We start from the raw sequence: 16,977 nt of genomic DNA, 5'->3' as shown, positions 1-16,977 counted from the left end.
GTGGCGAACCCCGGCAAGGACGCGGGGAAGGCCGAGCCCTTCACCCCCCTGTGGGAGACCTTCCTCGCCAGGCGCGCCACCGTGCGTGACCAGGAGGCGGCGCAGGAGCTTCGGTGGGCCTTCGAGGAGCTCCGCGTGGCCATCTTCGCTCCGGAGGTGACGACGCCCGTGTCGGTGACGGTGGCGAAGGTCGGCGCGGCCCTCGCGGCGCTGCGCTAGAAGCGAGTGGCTGTGCGTCCGCGACGTCCAGTTCTTCGGCTCGGCCTTGCAAGTGACGCCTCACTTCCACTCGCTGGTGCCGGACGGCGTCTTCGTGCCGGAGAGGTGGAGCGGCTGCTGAAGGTGGTGCGGCACCGGGTGCTGCGGCTGTTGGAGAAAAGAGGGGCCCTGCCCGCGCAAGGGCCCGAGGACGCGCTGCAGGCGTACCAGGCGCATTCCCCGCAGCAGCGACTGCGCTGGACGGAGGTGGACGTGCGGCCTCCTCCCCGAAAGCAGCCCCGGTGCACCTTCCTGGAGGGCTTCTCCCTGCACGCCAATACGCACCTGCATGCCAACGACAGGCAGGGACTGGAGCGGCTATGCCGCTACGGGGCACGCGGTGCGCTGGCGCTGGAACGTTTGTCACGAGCGGAGGACGGCCACATCACCTACCGCATGAAGCGCCCGCTGCCGGACGGCACCACGCACCTGCTCTTCACCGGGCTGGAGTTGCTGCGTCGCCTGGCATCCCTAGTGCCTCCGCCTCGGGCAAACCTCACGAGGTTCCACGGCGTCTTCGCTCCAGGCGCCAAACTGCGGCCATTTCTGCTCCCTCAAGCAGGTGCGGAGGAGGCGAGCGCGAGGCTTGAGGTAGCGGCCAGGAAGGAGCCGATGAAGGAGAAGACGCCGCGAGTGGACTGGGCAGAGTTGCTCAAGAGGACGTTCGACTTCGACGTGTTCGTCTGCGTGAGGTGTGGAGGCAGGCGAAAGGTGCTGGCGGATGTGACGGCCTACTCATAATGCCCCTCCTTCCTCCACACTTATTTGAGCCTGCCCATAGTCACCTGACTTGTAGCTCTGGGCTCTCTCTAACTTCATTGTTCCCAACCTTTACTACGCTGGCCGGACCAGCATGGTCGTCGACCTCAGCCTGCCACTCAGACTCCAGGCACAGTTGGCCCTTCGATTCCGAGACAGAAATCATCTACGGCTCACCTTCGTGCGCTTCTTGGAATCCATCGGGAGCACGAGCCGCGGTATCCCCTTCGCGTTGGGATGATACGAGAGTTCGACCTCGACCCCCCGGAACTGAGCGTCCTCCAGTTTGAGCTTTCCGCCATAGGCGTCATTCCTGATGGCTGGCGGTTCCAACCATCTGAACTGAGGGGAGCCATTCGAAAGGGGTTCACTACGTGCACTCAGCCTCTGTTCGTGCGGGTCGACCACTTGACCTTTCACGATCTTGGGTTGAATGATTTCATGAAAGATTTCACGACGACTCTCGCCTCGGACCAGCAGCGAGATCTTGCAGTCGATCACACTGTCTATTCCTGCTCCTGGCAGATCAATCCTGAAGCTGAACTCGGAACCGCTCCACGAGTCCTGGATCTCCATGGCCTTGGCATACACGACTTCATGCAGTGCATTCAACTCCTGTTCCGGTTCCTGGGCTGAATACTTCGCTCCTCCTACACCCTTCCCATAGAAAGACTTCCTGAGCCAAACCTCAAGCTTGTTATCTTCAGATTCCTTGGCAAACCAAAGAGATGTCACCCCGCCCGCCGCGAAGAAAACACTCGAGAAGAACCAGACGATTCCCGCCACGGGCGCACTCACCACCCCCAGCAGGATACCGACAATCGGGACGAAAGACGTCACCATGGAGCCCACTGCGAAACCACCCGCGGCCACGTGGAGCAACGCGGAGTCATAATCGTCAGCTCTCATTCGCTCATGAGCCTTGGAGGCGGCCTGTATGACATCCACGAGCGAAGACAATGATGACAGGACTCCAGCCTTCATCGCCATACTCGCGAAGACCTTGGTCCCCAACCGCTTCTGCATCCCATTGGAGTACATTTCCAACGCGAGCCCCGCGACTCCGAGGGTTCCCGACAGGACACTGAAGTACGCATCGGACTTATCGTCCTGGCCCGGATCGCGGCTGCTCTCGATGCTGTTGGACAGGTTGAGCATCTGGAGGGTCAGCCCCAACCAGGGCAGCGCCCCAGACGGGTTTTTTTTAAAATACTCCATCATTTCCCGAAATGGATTCACCTGTGGAGACGGCAACGCTCGAGCCGTCTCCTCCGTCAGCCAGAACTCGACCATGCGTGTCCTTTCCGCCGAGGACGAGTCCGCGCCGCTGGGCCCCACCAAGACCGCGCCGCTGGGCCCCACCACATGGACATGGACGCGCTTGCCGGTCGTCATCTCGGCATCGACCAACCGCTTGAGACGGGGATCGGGCGGTCCATGGGCGGCCTCCGCCAGCAGCCATGCCGCCTGGGAGAGACTGAGCGGAATGGTCCTGAGCTTGACGGTTATGTCTGTGCGAACCAATATGACACTCAGGACGCGTTTGAGCGCGATTTTGTAGAGTTCTGGTTCGCTCTGCTTCAATCGAATGAGTTGGTTGACCATGACCGCGCCGATGCGCATCAGGGCGTCGGGTTGGTCTCGCTTCTTCAGGTTCTCACGATACTTTAGGTTCTCACGATACTTTTTCACGCCCTCCATTATCTTGTCGGCCATATCAGTGATTTTGTCTGTCTTGCCGATATCTGTTCGCGACTCGCCCAGCATGAACTTGTCAAATCCAGCGTCGAGGGCCGTGAGGGCACCCCACAGCATGGCATTGGGATCGCTGAGGCTCTCCTTGAACCAGTCGTCCCACAGCTTTCTCTCGGCCTCGATGATGACGGCGCCGTCCAGACACAGGCTTGTCGCTTCCTGCCGGTCCTTGGCAGATTGATCGTCGGAGCGATCAAAATCACTCCACCATGCGCTCAAGGAACTGTTCAGTCTGGCCACGTCATGGGACATGCGGTTGATGCGCTTAAGGTCCCTGTCCATCTTGGTCTGGTAATCGTTCTTGTCGCGCTTCAATTGTTGATGTTCGTAGTGCGGCTTGTAGCGGTTCTCCCATTTTTTCGCTTGGTCGTTCCGCTTGAACATCTCCTCGAAGTGCAGGATGTATTCACCGACTCGTTGCGCGCGCTCGTTCTCCGCGACATACGCATTCATGCTTTGCACCTCGGCGTTGCGCAACGCATTGAGGTTGAATGCTAGCCCGAGGTCGTCCTTCAATACAAGGATGGCGCCATGCTTTTGCTTTCCCCTCTTTTCCCTGGTGACCTTCGCCATCATGCCAGCGAGCGCATCCGCGGCGTCGCTCCCACGCTCAGGAATGGGCGAGAGCAGGTTCCACGAGTTCCGCGAGTTGCTGTTGTACAGGCGCGGGCTGTTGCTCGGCATGATGGAGCCAGACAAATTCGAGTTCAGCCAGGATACGATTTTCTGTGGTGCGTAATCAGCCACCATGGTCTCAATATCTTTCCCCTTGACTTCCTTTGCATCGGATGAGCCCAACCGCACTACTTTTTGAGAGTGATCAATCGGGGAACCAGCCACGGCCGCCTTCACGTCGAGTTTGCTCATACGGTTGCGGCGGCTGCCCGCATCGGCAGCGTAGTTGGCCAGGACGGCATCGGTCCAGCGGTAGTAACTGAAAGCCAGCCACACCTCGCTGTGTTTGTCGGGATCGATGACGAGGAACCGCTCGTGCTTCAACTTGCATCCGAGCAGTTGGCCTTTTTCATTGATGGAGTAGGTGTCCCACATCAATGGCTTCGATGCGGTGGGCTTGAACACGTACAGGTAGCCAGATGGAAGCGTACGCAATACGTAGTTGTATTCTTCCAAGCCCGAGGCCCCCGCACTGATGTACAAACCGCCCAGTAGTGAAGCTTCCTTCGCGAGGTCGTCCGTAATCGGGGATTTTCGTGCCAGGGTACGCACCACCGGCAAGATCGCCAAACCCATGTCCGGTTGGGAGCAAGCCTCACAGATATTGTCCACTGGCCTCGAGCCGTCCGGGCATTTCGCGGGATCCGTGGGCGGTCTGCTTCCCGTGGTGCTCATGACCTCGCTCCGCGGCGTTCAAGCACGGATTGGGAACCCCTGCTCCGCGACAGGTTCTCGATCATTCTTCCGAGATAATGCATGGCCACACCTCGCAACCGCTCGAAACGTCCGAAGCCGCCGCTTGCCTTGCGTGCTGAAAGGGTCGCGGCGATCCAGGGAAATTGTGGATCCGTCAAGCAGCCATGGCCCAGCCCGAACATCAGCAAGGCGATGAGCGCCTCGTCAACCAAGGTCTGTGCGCCATGCGCTCGCGCCTGTGCGCGTGCGTGCCGGAGCAAGTCCCGAAGATCTTGCTCACCGACGTAACGCGACTTCTCGGGCCCAAGGACTTGAAGTTCCTCCAGCATCCATCGGTCCCATTCGGCGAACGGACCGATGGCTGGCTTCAGGCCGACAGCCCGAGCACGCCGCAGTGCATCCAGGGTGTACTGGCCGTCGGGACCGGCCGCGGCGTCCAGGAAAGTGCTCGTGGCGCGGTAGAGTTCGTGCGCACGGATACCTTGGAGTTCGTCCGCCAGCTCCTGTCCGAGGATCGTGGCGGCCCACGGAAACTGTGGATCGGAATCGAAGTCGCTGCCCAGGGTAAACATGACCTCGATGTACAAGCGCACCGGCCCACGCTGGGTCCATCCATGCCCGTTTGCCCGTTGAATGCCCAGCTCGATGATCGACCGCAGCGTCTTCGGCCGGAGGCTCCGTGCATGCACCGGAGTGAACTGGTGCAGATGGCCGAGCATCTCCTCGACAAAGCTTTGCCGCGATAGCCGCCTGAAGACTTGTAGCTGCTCTTTCGTGATTCTGAGCATAAAGGGTCCACCTGCCTCTGGAGGGTCGGCTCCAGTCCTGTTTTAGGGTCGCCTGGATACGGCTCGTGAACGTAAGGCCCTGACAAGGGGGGCGCCATTTTTTTGGATGGGAGACGATCCGGAATCCACCCAGGGAGTCTTTGTCTCAACCGTTCGCGGCATCATGGCGTATAGGAGGCATGGGGGCCCTGTTGAGCCCTGGGGGTTGGAGCAGAGAGGCAGGGGAAGGCTGCTGACGGGAGCCCAAGAGAAGTGCGCCATGCCGGTGCACTCACCGTGCAGCCCCCTTGAGGCACACGTCGGCCCTGCCGTCCTGCCAGCAGGGGCAGCTCAGGGAAGCAGGGGGCTTGGGCCTGTTGGCTGTGGCTGCTCAAGCCTCAACACCACGCGACCTTATGTGGCCCTCGCTGCCCGCGCAAGGGCCCCAGGACGCGCTGCGGGCGTACCAGGCGCACTCCCTGCAGCAGCGGCTGCGCTGGACGGAGGTGGACGTGCGGCCCCCTCCCCGAAAGCAGCCCCGGTGCGCCTTCCTGGAAGGCTTCTCCCTGCATGCCAATACGCACCTTCACGAGAACGACAGGCAGGGCCTGGAGCTCCCTCAAGCAGGTGCGGAGGAGGCGAGCGCGAGGCTTGAGGTAGCGGCCAGGAAGGAGCCGATGAAGGAGAAGACGCCGCGAGTGGACTGGGCCGAGTTGCTCAAGAGGACGTTCGACTTCGACGTGTTCAAGACGCAAACGGCAAAAACCCCATCCGCTTCTCGCTGCACCGCCGGGTCTTCAGGCTGTCCAGGCGCCCGTCGGCTTCGCGCGTAGCCGCTCAGCCAGGCGACCCATGTCCTCAGCAGCAGAGGCCGTCAGGCGAGCGGGATGGGCAAGCGTGTTTGGAAAGTGAAGTGGAGGGCGCGCCCGGCCCCGGACGGCGAGGAGCGGCTGAGCAGGGCCGTCAGGCTGCTGCTGGAGGCAGCCCGCAGCGGCTCGTCGGCAAGAAAGACAGGCCCCGGGGCAGCGTCGCTCAGTCAGGAGCCAAGGGGCCAGGAGGACAGCAAGGAGGAGGGCCATGACACAGAGGACGGCGATGTATGCGCGAGTGTCGACGACGCGCCAGCAGGAGGAGAGGACGGTGGCCTCGCAGCTGGCGGCCCTGGAGAAGGCCGCTGAGGGCATGGGGCTGGTGGTGGCCGCCGAGCACCGCTACGTGGATGAGGGCTACAGCGGCTCACGCCTGGACAGGCCCGGCCTGGATGCGCTGCGGGACGCTGCCGCTGACGGCCTGCTCGACCTGGTGCTGGTGTACGCCCCTGACAGACTGGCTCGCAACTACGTCCACCAGCAGATTGTCCTGGAGGAATTGGGCAAGCGCGGCGTGCAGGTGCACTTCCTGGAGCGGCCCGTCAGCCAGAAACCCGAGGACCTGCTGCTGGTGCAGATGCAGGGCGTGATTGCCGAGTACGAGCGGGCCAAGATTCTGGAGCGCACCCGCCGCGGGCGTATGCACAAGGTGAAAAGCGGGCAGATGCTGCCCTTCTACAATCCCCCGTACGGCTACCGGGTGGTGCGCACGCCCCAGGTGCCTCAGGGCATCATCGTCCTGGACGAAGAGGAGGCCACGCACGTGCGCCAGATGTTCCGCTGGGTGTTGGAGGAGGACCTCAGTGCGCGTCAGGTGGCCAGGCGCCTCAATGCCCAGGGGGTCCGCCCGCGCAAAGCCAACCTGTGGCGCCAGTCCACGGTGTATACCCTTCTCACCAATCCGGCCTACGCGGGCATGGCCACCTACGGAAAACGCGAGCCGGTGGAACCCACCCGGCCACGCCACCCTGGCAAGTACCGCAAGAACGCCAAGAGCAGCCACCGGGCGCGACCCAGGGCGCAATGGCTGCAGGTGCCTGTGCCTGCCGTGGTGGGAGAGCAAGAGCAGCGCGAAGTGCGAGAGCGTCTGGCGCGCAACAAGCTGCTGAGCCCGCGCAATGTCCGCCACGACTACCTGCTGCGCTCGCTGGTGGTGTGCGGTGGGTGCGGTTTGAGGATGGAATGCCACCACCTGACCCATCGCCAACGACACCCCTACGAGTACCACTACTACGCCTGCCAGCGTCGCTCCGCGGTGGACACCGGCCGCGCCGAGCGCTGCACCGCCCGGCGCGTGAGAGCTGAGGAACTCGATGCGGTGGTGTGGAAGGCTTTATGTGATTGGCTCCAGCAGCCGCAGATGCTTCAGAAGGAGGTGGAAACCTGGCAGGAGCGCCGTGAGAACTCGCAGGCCGCGAACCAGGAGAGAGCGCGGCTGGAAGGGGCCTGCCGGCACTTGCAGGGGCAGATTGACCGGCTCATCGACGCCTACCAACAGGGCGCCATCGAGGTAGAGGAGCTCAAGGTCCGGCGCGAGCGGCTGGAAGCTTCGCTCCAGGCCACGCGCACGCGAGTCGAGCACCTGGAGGCTCAACACGCCGAGGGGGCACGCATGGAGCGGCTGGGGGCCGACCTCGAGGCGTTCGCCGCAGCCATCCGGGACGGCTTGGAGGCGCTCGACTTCGCCGGGCGCCAACGCCTCGTCCGCTTGCTCGTCGAGCGGGTCATCGTGCTGGGGGAGGACGTCACCATCGAGCATGCCGTCCCCCTCTCCGGCCGTTTTTGTCGTTTGCGTCCTGATGATCGATGTGCTCGCGTGCTTGAGGTGTGGAGGCAGGCGGCGGGTCTTGGCGTACGTGAAGGGAGCAGCAGGGGGTGCGCGCGATTCTAGAGCACCTGGGGTTGCCCACGAGCCTGGCCCCGGCGCGGGGCTGGCAGCGAGGCGCAGGGCTCCCTGGCACGAAGGGACCCGGGCCCTCTGGCGAGTGAGGCCCGGTTCGGGATGGCATCTGCCACGCGGGCCCTCTCGTGCTCCCATGCGGCACGGGAGGCGGATGGCACGTCCCTTCGTCTGACGGGAAGCAGGGGCGGGAGCGCGCTGGCGAAGGAAACGAAGCCGGGCGGGGAGGCCGTCAGGAAGTCGGAGTGCAGCAGGCCGCGTCCAGGTCGCTCAAGCCCCTCCGAGGGGCGGGGAGCGTACGAGCGCTGGCCAGCACTGAACGCATGAGCCTGCCCCTCCCTGGGGACCATCCGGGCCGGCGTGTGCCCAATAGGGCCGCACCGCGTCTCCACCGGCCCGGCTCGATTGGAGGCGGCGGGAATCGAAGCCGCGAAGGGCGGATCCGCCCTCCCTCGGGACCTGAGGCACAACCCCGTTTTCCCTCTGGAAATGGAGAGCGGGTGGAGCCCCGCAGCACCCTGAACGTGCGCCGCGCGGCACCGCAACCACGGTACCTGGGGGCAGGTCCACCCCAGCAGGTCCATTGGCACGGGAGCGTGACACTCCCAGAAGTCTCCGATTGTACGTGTCCATTCCAGCGTGTTACCCCACCTGCCTACACCGCACCGCAGCCGTGCTCCGGGGTGAGGCATGCTGAAGCGACTCTACGCCGACAACTACAAGTCCCTCTTCAACTTCGAGTTTCAACCGGCGGCGGTGAACCTCCTCGTGGGCCGCAACGGCTCGGGCAAGACGTCGCTCTTCGAGGTGCTCGGGGGCCTGCAGGATCTGCTCGTCTGGGATAAGGAGGCCTCGGCGGCCTTCCCCACGGAGACCCTCTCACGCACCCGGAAGGACTCGCGGCAACGGTTCGAGCTAGAGGTCCAGCAGCCCAACGAGGGCACCTTCCGGTATGTGCTCGAACTCCACCATGAGCGTGAAAAGCAGGTGACCAGGATTCAGCAGGAGAAGCTGGAGTTCGAAGGTCTCCTCCTATTCGAGAGCAACGAGTCCGGAGTCACTCTCTACGAAGGAGCTCTCATCCCCGGCGCTCTCAAACCAGGTTTGTTCTTTCATTACACGTCCGAACGCTCCTACATCGCAACGATCGAGCCCGGGAATTCTCCCAGGATCGCCTGGTTCCGGCAATTCCTGGCAAACATCTGGCTACTGAATCTGGATGTCCGCAGCATCGGCGCCACCAGCCAGCGCGAGACACCCTTCCTGGAGCGCAATGCCAACAACTTTGCCTCCTGGTACCGCCACACGCTGCAAGAGCAGCCGGACGCCATTGCAGTGGCCAATGAGAACCTCCGAAAAGTCCTCCCTGGATTTCGCACGCTGAAGGCCATGGCCAGCGGCCGAGCGAAGGTGTTGACCGCCAGCTTCAATTGGCCCGGGGCAGGGGCGTACGATCTCGATTTCACCGAGCTGTCCGAGGGGCAGCGGACCCTCGTGGTGCTCTACGCGCTGCTGCACGCGAGCGCGAAGGGCGCCTCGCTGGTCTGCTTCGACGAGCCCGACAACTTCATTGAGCTGGCGGAACTCCAGCCATGGCTGGTCCGGCTCAGCGAGATTTCCCGTGAGGCGGGTAACCAGCTCCTCATCATCTCTCATAACCCGGAGGTGATTGATTACCTGGCGGCGGACCATGCGTGGATCTTCTCCAGGCCAGGAGGAGGGCCCACGCGGCTCAAGCCGCTGAAGATCGATCTCGAGGAGGGCTTACGGGCTTCCGACTGGCTTCGGGGGCGCTATGGCGAAGAAGAATGAGCCGCTGCGCATCACCCTCTTGTGCGAGGACCGGATGCAGGAGCAGTTCTTCGCCGCCATCTGTGAGGAGGAGGGTTGGCAGGTCCTCGACAGGCGTGTCGCGCCCAAGGGGGTACGCTCGGCGGAGCAGTGGGTGCGGGAGCAACTCCCCACATGGGTTCTGCAGTACCGCAAGTGGCGGCGTGAGAATCGGGCCCTGATGGTAGGCATTGATGGGGATAAGGTGGGCGTGCCCGGACGACGGGATTCGCTCAACGCCCGGCTGCGTGGCCAGGGCCAGGCCGCCATGGACCCTGGCGAAGCCATTGCCCTGATGGTGCCCACCTGGAGCATCGAGACGTGGATCCTCTACCTGCATCACGGAGAACTGGTGCCCGAGAGCGAGCAAAGCAAGGATTTTTTGCCCGCCAGGCTCCGTGCCCAGGAGCATGGCACCCTGACCCGCCAAGCCATGCGTAATGTGCAGTCCGCCTGGTCGCGAAGAGAGGTGCACCCGGACCTGCCTTCGTTGGAGGCAGGCTGGGCCGAGTGTAGAAGACTCCAGCTGTTGCGCGCTCCAGCCTGACTCCATGGGGACTCATCGAGGTGGGATGGCTCCCATGCTACGGTAGCGAGCTGTGCAGCGACGGGCTCATTCCCTGGGTTCCCCGGAAGCTCTTGGATTCTCCGCCCAAAGCTGGAGCCCGTCAGGTCGTAAGCGGCCCCGGAGACGTCACCCGAGGCGTTGTTGCTGAGTCCGGAGAGGCGGACCACCAGGCGCTGGTGGGTCTCCCCGGCACTTCCGAAAGCGAGCCACTCGCGGGTGTCCGTCGCGTCGCCGTTGAAGTCGTCGCTGAGTGTATGGGCTTTCGACACGGTGCGCTCCTCACGGCCAGGGCTCATCCCCGCCGTGTGTCTGGGGATACGGGAGCCCTCTGACAGGCATTGATGGGCGTCAGGGCGCCGCAATCCGTCCGGGATGAAAGTCAGGCTGTCTGGTTGGAAGCGCCCACCGCCGCCACAGCACATTTCCCTCACTCCTGAAAAACTTGTTTTTCCCGGATGCCGGGTGCTATGAGCGCGCCCAGGCTCCGGCCACCATCCCCCACCCCCGAAACCCGCAACGCACTCCGAATGGAGGAGAACCCGTGAAGCATCAATCCCGATGGCCCGCCCGTGTGATGGTGAGCGCCCTGTTGGCGCTCGGTGGTACCGCATGGGCTGAAGAAGAAGAGGAGTACTCCCGCCCCTCCGAGCGCCGCGGGAAGAACCGCGACGACAGCTACCAGATTGAACAGCGCCAGCGCTGGTTCATCGAGTCGCGCGGGCTCGACCGCGTCCCCAACGCCAACGCCGAGCGCGCCCGGGCGGCGCGCGAGCTGAAGGACCAGGTGAGCGCCCGGGCCATGATGCTGGGCCCCGGCGAGGTGTGGCAGTCCATCGGCCCCTCGTCCATGCAGATGGGCAGCTGGGTGATGGGCCGCGTCTCCGGCCGCACCAACGTCATCGTCCCCCACCCCACCGACGAGAACACCGTGTACTTCGGCGGGGCCGCCGGCGGCGTGTGGAAGACCACCGACGCGGGCGCCTCGTGGACGCCGCTCTTCGACTCCGTGGGCACCCTGCCCATCGGCTCCATCTTCGTGGAGCCCTCCGCCCCCAGCAACGTGTGGGTGGGCACCGGTGACAAGAACGGGGGCGGCTGCGCCGGCTACTTCGGCCAGGGCGTCTTCCTGAGCCAGGACGGCGGCTCCACCTGGGCGGCGAAGAATGGCAGCGGCACCACCAACATGCCCCTGTCCATCGTCAACGCGGTGGCCGTGCAGCCCACCAACACCAACGTGGTGCTCGCCGGTGGCTCCGGCACCTGCAGCAGCACCGGCTCCCTGTCCGGCGCCGGCATGTTCCGCTCCACGGACCGCGGCGCCACCTGGACGCGCGTGCTGAGCGTCAACGTGGAGGACATCGTCTTCGTCCCCGGCTCGGCCACCGTGTACGCGGCCGCTCCGGGCTCCGGCGTCTACAAGTCCACCGACGGCGGCGCCACCTGGTCCATCGCCATCTCCGGCATGACCGTCTCCGGCTCGCGCATGCGCCTGGCCATGTCCCCCAGCAACAGCAACGTCCTCTACGTGCTGATGGGCGGCAACGTCTACCGCACCCTCGACGGCGCGGCCACCTGGACGCTGCGCTCCAGCACCGCCTGCGAGGGCCAGTGCACCTACAACCAGGCCATCTCCGTGCACCCCACCAACACGAACGCCATCCTCGTGGGCACCATCCGTCCGTCCATGTCCACCGACGGCGGCGCCACCTACACCTTCCTCACCACCGGCTGGGGCAGCAGCCAGAAGGTGCACCAGGACATCCACGTGGTGCTGTTCTCCAGGACGAACGGCAACCGCTTCTGGATTGGCGGTGACGGCGGCCTGTGGCGCACCGACGACAACGGCGCCAACTTCACCAACATGAACTCCAACCTCAATGTCACGCAGTTCTATGACATTGCGGTGCACCCCTCGAACTCGGACATCGTGTTCGGCGGCGCGCAGGACAACTCCTCGCTGAGCCGCAGCAACAGCATCGTGTGGAACCTGACGCAGGTGACGGGTGACGGCTTCATGAACGCGCTGGACCCGGCCAACCCCAACATCGTCTTCCAGACGAGCTACCCCTCGGGCGGCTACCCGAAAATCCTCCGCTCCACCTCGGGCGGCGGCGCGGGAACCTTCAGCTACCTGCCGAGCACGGGCCTCACCTCCTCCAGCAACTTCCCCTGGGTGACGCCGCTGGCCGTGGGCAATGGCTACCTCTTCGTGGCCTCGGACGTGGTGTACCGCGGCGTCACGTCCGCCAGCCCGTTCACCTGGACGGCCGTGTCCGGAAACGTTGGCCGGGTGTCCGTCATCACGCCCATGCAGCAGGGCGCCATGCTCCCCACCTACGTGGGCACCGCCGCCGGCCGCGTCTACTTCTCCGCGGACGCGGCCAGCGCGAGCCCCACCTTCACGGACGTCACCGGCAACTACCCGGGCGGCAACGTGTCGGACGTGGCCATGACGCCGGGCAACCCGCAGCGCGTGTTCATCACCCGCTCGGGCTTCGGCGCCTCGCGCCTCTACCGCTCCACCACCGGAGGCACCACCTGGACGGCGGTGGGCGCCGGCCTGCCCAACGTCCCGGCCAACTCGGTGGCCATTGATCCGCTCGACACCCAGCGTGTCTTCGTGGGCACCGACGTGGGCGTGTACGAGAGCACCGACGGCGGTGACAACTTCATCGCCTTCTCGCTCGGCCTGCCGCTGGGCCTGGTGGTGATGGACCTCGAGGTGGATGACTCGCCGCACTTCCTGCACGCCGGCACCTACGGCCGCGGCGCGTGGAAGGTGGCGCTGGCGGGTGGAAGCACCCCGGGCGGAAACACCTTCAGCTACACCGCGGCCAACACCACCAGCGCCACGGTGAACACGGCCAAGAAGGTCATCGCCCTGACGGCGGGCCAGACGCTCACCCTGGGCACCTGCGGCGTGACGGGCGCCTCGTTCTCCGGCGACACCTACCTGCGCCTCTTCAACCCGGGCGGCACCGAGGTCATCTCCAACGACGACGCGTGCGGCGGCCAGGGCTCCAACTTCACGTACACCGTCCCGGCCGGCGCCGGGGGCAACTACGAGCTGCGCGCCGGCTGCTTCTCGAGCGGCAGCTGCAGCGGCACCGCCGCCTGGACCGTGCAGTAGGCCTCGCCGGGCCTGGGGCGGCCGGGTGAAGTGTTGCCCGGACCGCCCCGGTCCTCCCCGGCCCCCCGAACGTATCAGGCGATTCGGGGGGCGGGTTAGAGTGGGCCTCCATGAAGCACCTGAAAGCAGTCCGCCCGTGATGATGGAGAGAGCGACGGAGGCCCCGGTGTCCCGGGCTCGCACGGTGGCGGGGTGGACCGCGCTGGGAGCCCTGCTCCTCACGGCCATCCTCGTGCCCTTCTTCCTCTGGGAGGACCGCATCCACGCGGCCACCACGGCCTTCCTCCAGATGCCCCACTCGCGGGGGTGGATGGCCGGGGTGCTCGCGGGGCTGCTGGCGGCGGACATCGTGCTGCCGGTGCCCTCCAGCCTCGTCAACCTGGCCGCGGGCAGTCTGCTGGGGCTCTGGGCCGGCACGGCGGTGTCGTGGGTGGGCCTGATGGGGAGCTCGGTGGCGGGCTACCTCCTCGGGCAGGGCGCCAGCGCCACCGCGCTGCGGCGGCTGGTGGGCCACGACGAGGGACGCGCGGCCCGCGTCACCTCGGCCCTGGGCCCCTGGGCGCTGGTGGTGTGCCGGGGCGTGCCCGTCCTCGCCGAGGCCTCGGTGGTGCTCGCCGGCTTCAACCGCATGCCCTGGCGGCGCTTCCTCGCCGTCTGCGCGCTGTCCAACCTGGGCATCGCCGCCGCGTACTCGGCCATTGGCGCCTACGCGGTGGACACCGGCTCGTTCCTCGTGGCCTTCGCCGGTGCCGTCTGCGTCCCCGCCCTCGGCTTCTTCCTCACCCGCGGGCTCCAGGCACGGCCCGCGCGCTAGAAGCCCCCGCCCACCGTCAGGCTCACCGCCGGCTGGAACTCCGACTGCGGGTTGGCCAGCTGCGGCGCGTACCGCAGCCAGGCCATGCTGAAGCTCAGCTCGCCCACCAGGTCGAAGCCCCCGATGACCGGGTAGAGGCCCCGGATGCCCAGCGACGCCTCCGGCCCCGCCGTCTCCATGCCGCGCGGCCCCACCCCGAGGAACTGGAAGCCCGGGTCGTCCCGGCCAATCTGCAGCTCGGTGAACCCCACCCCCACGCGCGGCTGGAGCCAGCCAATCTCCGTCTTCCAGTTCGTCAGCGTGTACTTGCCCCGGAAATGCGCCAGCTCGGGCGATTCCGCATGGTGCAGGATTTCGCTCCCGGTGCCGCACGCCTCCAGGCTCCAGGCCTCCAGCGGGGAGATCTCCAGGCACATCTCCATCCGGTTGCTGCCCGTGCTCGCCCCGAAGCGGAGGTTGATGAAGTCCCGCGTGGGAATGTCCCTCGCGTGCGCCGTGACTTCCTGGGCCGCCACTTCCTGCTCCGCGGACCAGGCCAGCGTGGACCCGAGCATCCACGGTACGCCCACCAGAGCAGCGATTCGCCTTCCCAGAAGACTTCCGTGCCGACGCATGTGTCCCTCCCTGGCGAGAGGGTCCACGGGTGCCCCGGCCCTCTCGCTCGGCGCACCAGCATAGGGGGCGGCGCGGGCCGGAGCCACGATTTGGTTTCCGTGAGGACTCCGGGCTCCGCGGGAGGACCCCACGGTGAACGGACCGGTAGACCCTCACCCCAGCCCTCTCCCAGAGGGAGAGGGAGCATGCACGGACTCAACCTGGGGCCCTCGCCATCCGGATGCGGGTCATCGCCTCCAGCAACGTCACTCCCAATGACAGCCCCAGGAACAGCACCGACACCGGCAACACCACCCTCCTCGTCCCCCGCTGCTCCACCAGGTGCAACCCCTCCGGGTCCGTTGTTCCAGAACTTGTCCAACAGTTGGACAAGTTCGTGACGAGTGCGCCCGGAGTGCTTCCCGTCTCGCTTCGCCCACCTACCATGGGCCATTTCCCCATACGGCCCTCGGGCCTGGAGGTGGACTCATGGTTCCCACGACGTGGCGCTTCGCCCTCTGTCTCGCCGTGCTCTCCGTGAGCGGGTGCGCGGGCCAGCGCATGGAGGCGGCCCGCTCCCAGGAGGCTTCGCGCCCCCGGTGCTCCAATCCCGCGGGCCGGTACTCGATTGTCTATCCCTCCGGCTGGACGACGAACACGGGCAAGGGTGTGGAGCCCTGCCGCTTCTTCCACCCCACTCCCTTCGAGGTTCAGCCCAATAGCGAGGAGCCGCTCGTCGCCGTCTCCGTGAAGCGCGAGCCCATGCCGCTCGATGCCTTCGTCCAGGGCAGCACGGGCTCCAGCAATGAGGTCCTCCAGCAGGAACGGCTCACCCTCGCCGGGCACCCCGCCGTGCGTCTGGAATTGCGCGCCACCCAGGACTCTCCCCTGCTTCCCCCGGGCACCCGCGAGTACCTCTATGCCATCGGTGATGGGGACTCCGTCGTCCGCGTCAGCACCCTCGCCGTGCGCGGGCTCGACTACGCGGGCAACCAGGCCGTCGTGGATGAGATGGTGCGCTCGCTCGAGCTGCGCTGAGTCTCCGGGGCCTCGCCGCCCCTCACAGCACGACGATCGTGCTCAGCAGCGCCAGGCAGTACCAGTAGGTGAACAGCAGGTACGTCCGGTGGTCCGCGCTCCGCGTCCTCCACCCCACCACCCGCGCTGAAATCACCCAGCTCACCACCGCCAGCCCCACGTCGCACGCCACCACCGCCGCCGTCAGCCCCAGCGGCTTCATCAACACCTCGTGGATGGCCAGCGGCAGCAGCCCGAACAGCGTCCCCAACACGTACCGCGTCGGCTTCTCCCCGAACACCAACGGGAATGTCTTGCGTCCGCTCGCCCTGTCTCCCTCCAGGTCCCTCAGGTCCTGCAGCGACACCAGCATGAACACCACGCTCGACAGCACTCCCATCCACCGCCACGTCACCGCCGTCAGCGGCCCCACCAGCTCCCACGCCGCCGCCAGCTGCGTCACCACCCCCAGCGCGATCAGCAGGTTCTTCGCCCACCAGCGCTTCGCTCCCCCCACCTCGTTGTGCACCACGATGATCACCTGCCACAGCAGCGCCCACTCCCACACCCCGAACGCCCACCCCACCAGCGTCAGCAGCGTCATGCACGCCACCCACCGCCAGCGAGTCCCCCTCACCGACACCTCGCCCCGCACCAGCGGCCGGTGCGGCTTGTTCACCCGATCCTCCTCCACCCCCACCAGCTGGTTGGAGAGTCCAAAGGCATACGCGAACAGCCAGAAGTACAGCGCTCCCCGGCCCAGCGCCCCCAACACCGCTCCCGCTCCCAGGCCGTGATGGCTGCTCGCCGCCCCGATGAACAACAGCGGCGGCACCACCGCCGACGACACGTCTCCTCCCACGAATCGCCAGCTCACCCACAGCTCTCGCGGGATGAACCGCAGCCATGCCGCCGGCTCCGCCGGATTCGTCTCCGCTGACAGGGTCCGCATCGTCAGTCTCGGCTGCATGGTCTCCACCCCCGCTCGCCCCCGCCGCGCGAGCTTTCCCCAATCCTATCTCAATCACGACAGCTCTGTACTTCACGTCCACCCGGCCGCTCGCGCATTCAGCGACGCTGGGACTTTGCAGACAGCCCGTGCCGCACTCGCCGTCTGCTTCCACCTCGCTGCAAGTGCACACCCTGGCTGCCGCCATCGCGCCCGCCATCGCACACGCGCCCAGCTTCCCGGACTCCGGCTCCCCCCGCCTCACGGCCTCGGCGCCGACAGCAGGCCCTGGATTCGAACCCCGTGCGTGGACGCCGGATAACGCGCCCCCACCGCCCACGCGTCTCCGGGCCCCGTCACCCACACCGCGCTCAGGTCCACGCTCGTCCCCGAATG

General features: G+C 65.7%; 13 protein-coding genes. 9 read left to right on the top strand and 4 right to left on the bottom strand.

The features are described from left to right. On the top strand, positions 1 to 219 hold a 219-nt coding region (locus VFZ09_RS22100; RefSeq protein ID WP_329729625.1), incomplete at its 5' end, for a DUF3418 domain-containing protein. 105 nt (positions 220 to 324) lie between these two features. Next, positions 325 to 999 carry a transposase gene (locus tag VFZ09_RS22095; protein WP_329729624.1) on the top strand — a complete coding sequence of 225 codons (675 nt, stop codon included), beginning with the start codon at positions 325 to 327 and terminating at the stop codon, positions 997 to 999. A gap of 180 nt (positions 1,000 to 1,179) precedes the next feature. Here the strand turns inward: VFZ09_RS22095 and VFZ09_RS22090 are convergent, their stop codons facing one another. Beyond that, positions 1,180 to 4,122: a toxin VasX gene (locus VFZ09_RS22090; protein WP_329729623.1), complete on the bottom strand. Its 2,943-nt coding sequence runs from the start codon at positions 4,120 to 4,122 to the stop codon at positions 1,180 to 1,182. Further along, the gene (locus tag VFZ09_RS22085) at positions 4,119 to 4,931 is read right to left on the bottom strand and encodes a hypothetical protein (protein WP_329729622.1); all 813 of its coding nucleotides are present in this window, start codon (positions 4,929 to 4,931) and stop codon (positions 4,119 to 4,121) included. Before VFZ09_RS22085 ends, VFZ09_RS22090 begins: the two co-directional genes overlap by 4 nt. A gap of 395 nt (positions 4,932 to 5,326) precedes the next feature. Here VFZ09_RS22085 and VFZ09_RS22080 point away from each other — a divergent pair, with 395 nt between their 5' ends. The 6 genes from VFZ09_RS22080 to VFZ09_RS22055 all read left to right on the top strand — a co-directional run bounded on the left by VFZ09_RS22080 (position 5,327) and on the right by VFZ09_RS22055 (position 14,021). Beyond that, positions 5,327 to 5,743, top strand: a complete 417-nt coding sequence (locus VFZ09_RS22080; protein WP_329729621.1) for a hypothetical protein — start codon at positions 5,327 to 5,329, stop codon at positions 5,741 to 5,743. 244 nt (positions 5,744 to 5,987) lie between these two features. After that, the gene (locus VFZ09_RS22075) at positions 5,988 to 7,670 is read left to right on the top strand and encodes a recombinase family protein (protein WP_329729620.1); all 1,683 of its coding nucleotides are present in this window, start codon (positions 5,988 to 5,990) and stop codon (positions 7,668 to 7,670) included. Positions 7,671 to 8,369: 699 nt separating this feature from the next. Further along, positions 8,370 to 9,491 (top strand): AAA family ATPase, encoded by a 1,122-nt coding sequence (locus VFZ09_RS22070; RefSeq protein WP_329729619.1) that lies wholly within the window; start codon positions 8,370 to 8,372, stop codon positions 9,489 to 9,491. After that, positions 9,475 to 10,056, top strand: a complete 582-nt coding sequence (locus VFZ09_RS22065) for a hypothetical protein (protein ID WP_329729618.1) — start codon at positions 9,475 to 9,477, stop codon at positions 10,054 to 10,056. Before VFZ09_RS22070 ends, VFZ09_RS22065 begins: the two co-directional genes overlap by 17 nt. A gap of 562 nt (positions 10,057 to 10,618) precedes the next feature. Further along, positions 10,619 to 13,207: a hypothetical protein gene (locus VFZ09_RS22060; protein ID WP_329729617.1), complete on the top strand. Its 2,589-nt coding sequence runs from the start codon at positions 10,619 to 10,621 to the stop codon at positions 13,205 to 13,207. Between the two features lie 139 nt (positions 13,208 to 13,346). Further along, positions 13,347 to 14,021, top strand: a complete 675-nt coding sequence (locus tag VFZ09_RS22055; protein ID WP_329729627.1) for a TVP38/TMEM64 family protein — start codon at positions 13,347 to 13,349, stop codon at positions 14,019 to 14,021. Here the strand turns inward: VFZ09_RS22055 and VFZ09_RS22050 are convergent. Next, positions 14,018 to 14,575, bottom strand: a complete 558-nt coding sequence (locus VFZ09_RS22050) for a hypothetical protein (RefSeq protein WP_329729616.1) — start codon at positions 14,573 to 14,575, stop codon at positions 14,018 to 14,020. The two genes, VFZ09_RS22055 and VFZ09_RS22050, sit on opposite strands and share 4 nt — an antisense overlap. A gap of 529 nt (positions 14,576 to 15,104) precedes the next feature. Here VFZ09_RS22050 and VFZ09_RS22045 point away from each other — a divergent pair. Then, positions 15,105 to 15,653, top strand: coding sequence for a hypothetical protein (locus VFZ09_RS22045; protein WP_329729615.1), 549 nt, complete (start codon positions 15,105 to 15,107; stop codon positions 15,651 to 15,653). Positions 15,654 to 15,675: 22 nt separating this feature from the next. On the opposite strand, the gene VFZ09_RS22040 is transcribed toward VFZ09_RS22045, so the two are convergent. Further along, positions 15,676 to 16,602, bottom strand: coding sequence for a UbiA family prenyltransferase (locus tag VFZ09_RS22040; protein WP_329729614.1), 927 nt, complete (start codon positions 16,600 to 16,602; stop codon positions 15,676 to 15,678). Positions 16,603 to 16,977: the final 375 nt, after the last annotated feature.

Source organism: Archangium sp., assembly GCF_036277355.1.
Taxonomy (GTDB): domain Bacteria; phylum Myxococcota; class Myxococcia; order Myxococcales; family Myxococcaceae; genus Archangium.
The sequence above is the reverse complement of the archived record's forward strand: the minus strand, read 5'-3'. Positions and strand labels throughout refer to the sequence as shown.

Coding starts and splice junctions, on each gene's coding strand:
- VFZ09_RS22090 (WP_329729623.1), bottom strand. CDS start 4,122: ATGAGCACCACGGGAAGCAGACCGCCCACGGATCCCGCGAAATGCCCG.
- VFZ09_RS22085 (WP_329729622.1), bottom strand. CDS start 4,931: ATGCTCAGAATCACGAAAGAGCAGCTACAAGTCTTCAGGCGGCTATCG.
- VFZ09_RS22080 (WP_329729621.1), top strand. CDS start 5,327: ATGTGGCCCTCGCTGCCCGCGCAAGGGCCCCAGGACGCGCTGCGGGCG.
- VFZ09_RS22075 (WP_329729620.1), top strand. CDS start 5,988: ATGACACAGAGGACGGCGATGTATGCGCGAGTGTCGACGACGCGCCAG.
- VFZ09_RS22070 (WP_329729619.1), top strand. CDS start 8,370: ATGCTGAAGCGACTCTACGCCGACAACTACAAGTCCCTCTTCAACTTC.
- VFZ09_RS22065 (WP_329729618.1), top strand. CDS start 9,475: ATGGCGAAGAAGAATGAGCCGCTGCGCATCACCCTCTTGTGCGAGGAC.
- VFZ09_RS22055 (WP_329729627.1), top strand. CDS start 13,347: ATGATGGAGAGAGCGACGGAGGCCCCGGTGTCCCGGGCTCGCACGGTG.
- VFZ09_RS22050 (WP_329729616.1), bottom strand. CDS start 14,575: ATGCTCGGGTCCACGCTGGCCTGGTCCGCGGAGCAGGAAGTGGCGGCC.
- VFZ09_RS22045 (WP_329729615.1), top strand. CDS start 15,105: ATGGTTCCCACGACGTGGCGCTTCGCCCTCTGTCTCGCCGTGCTCTCC.
- VFZ09_RS22040 (WP_329729614.1), bottom strand. CDS start 16,602: ATGCAGCCGAGACTGACGATGCGGACCCTGTCAGCGGAGACGAATCCG.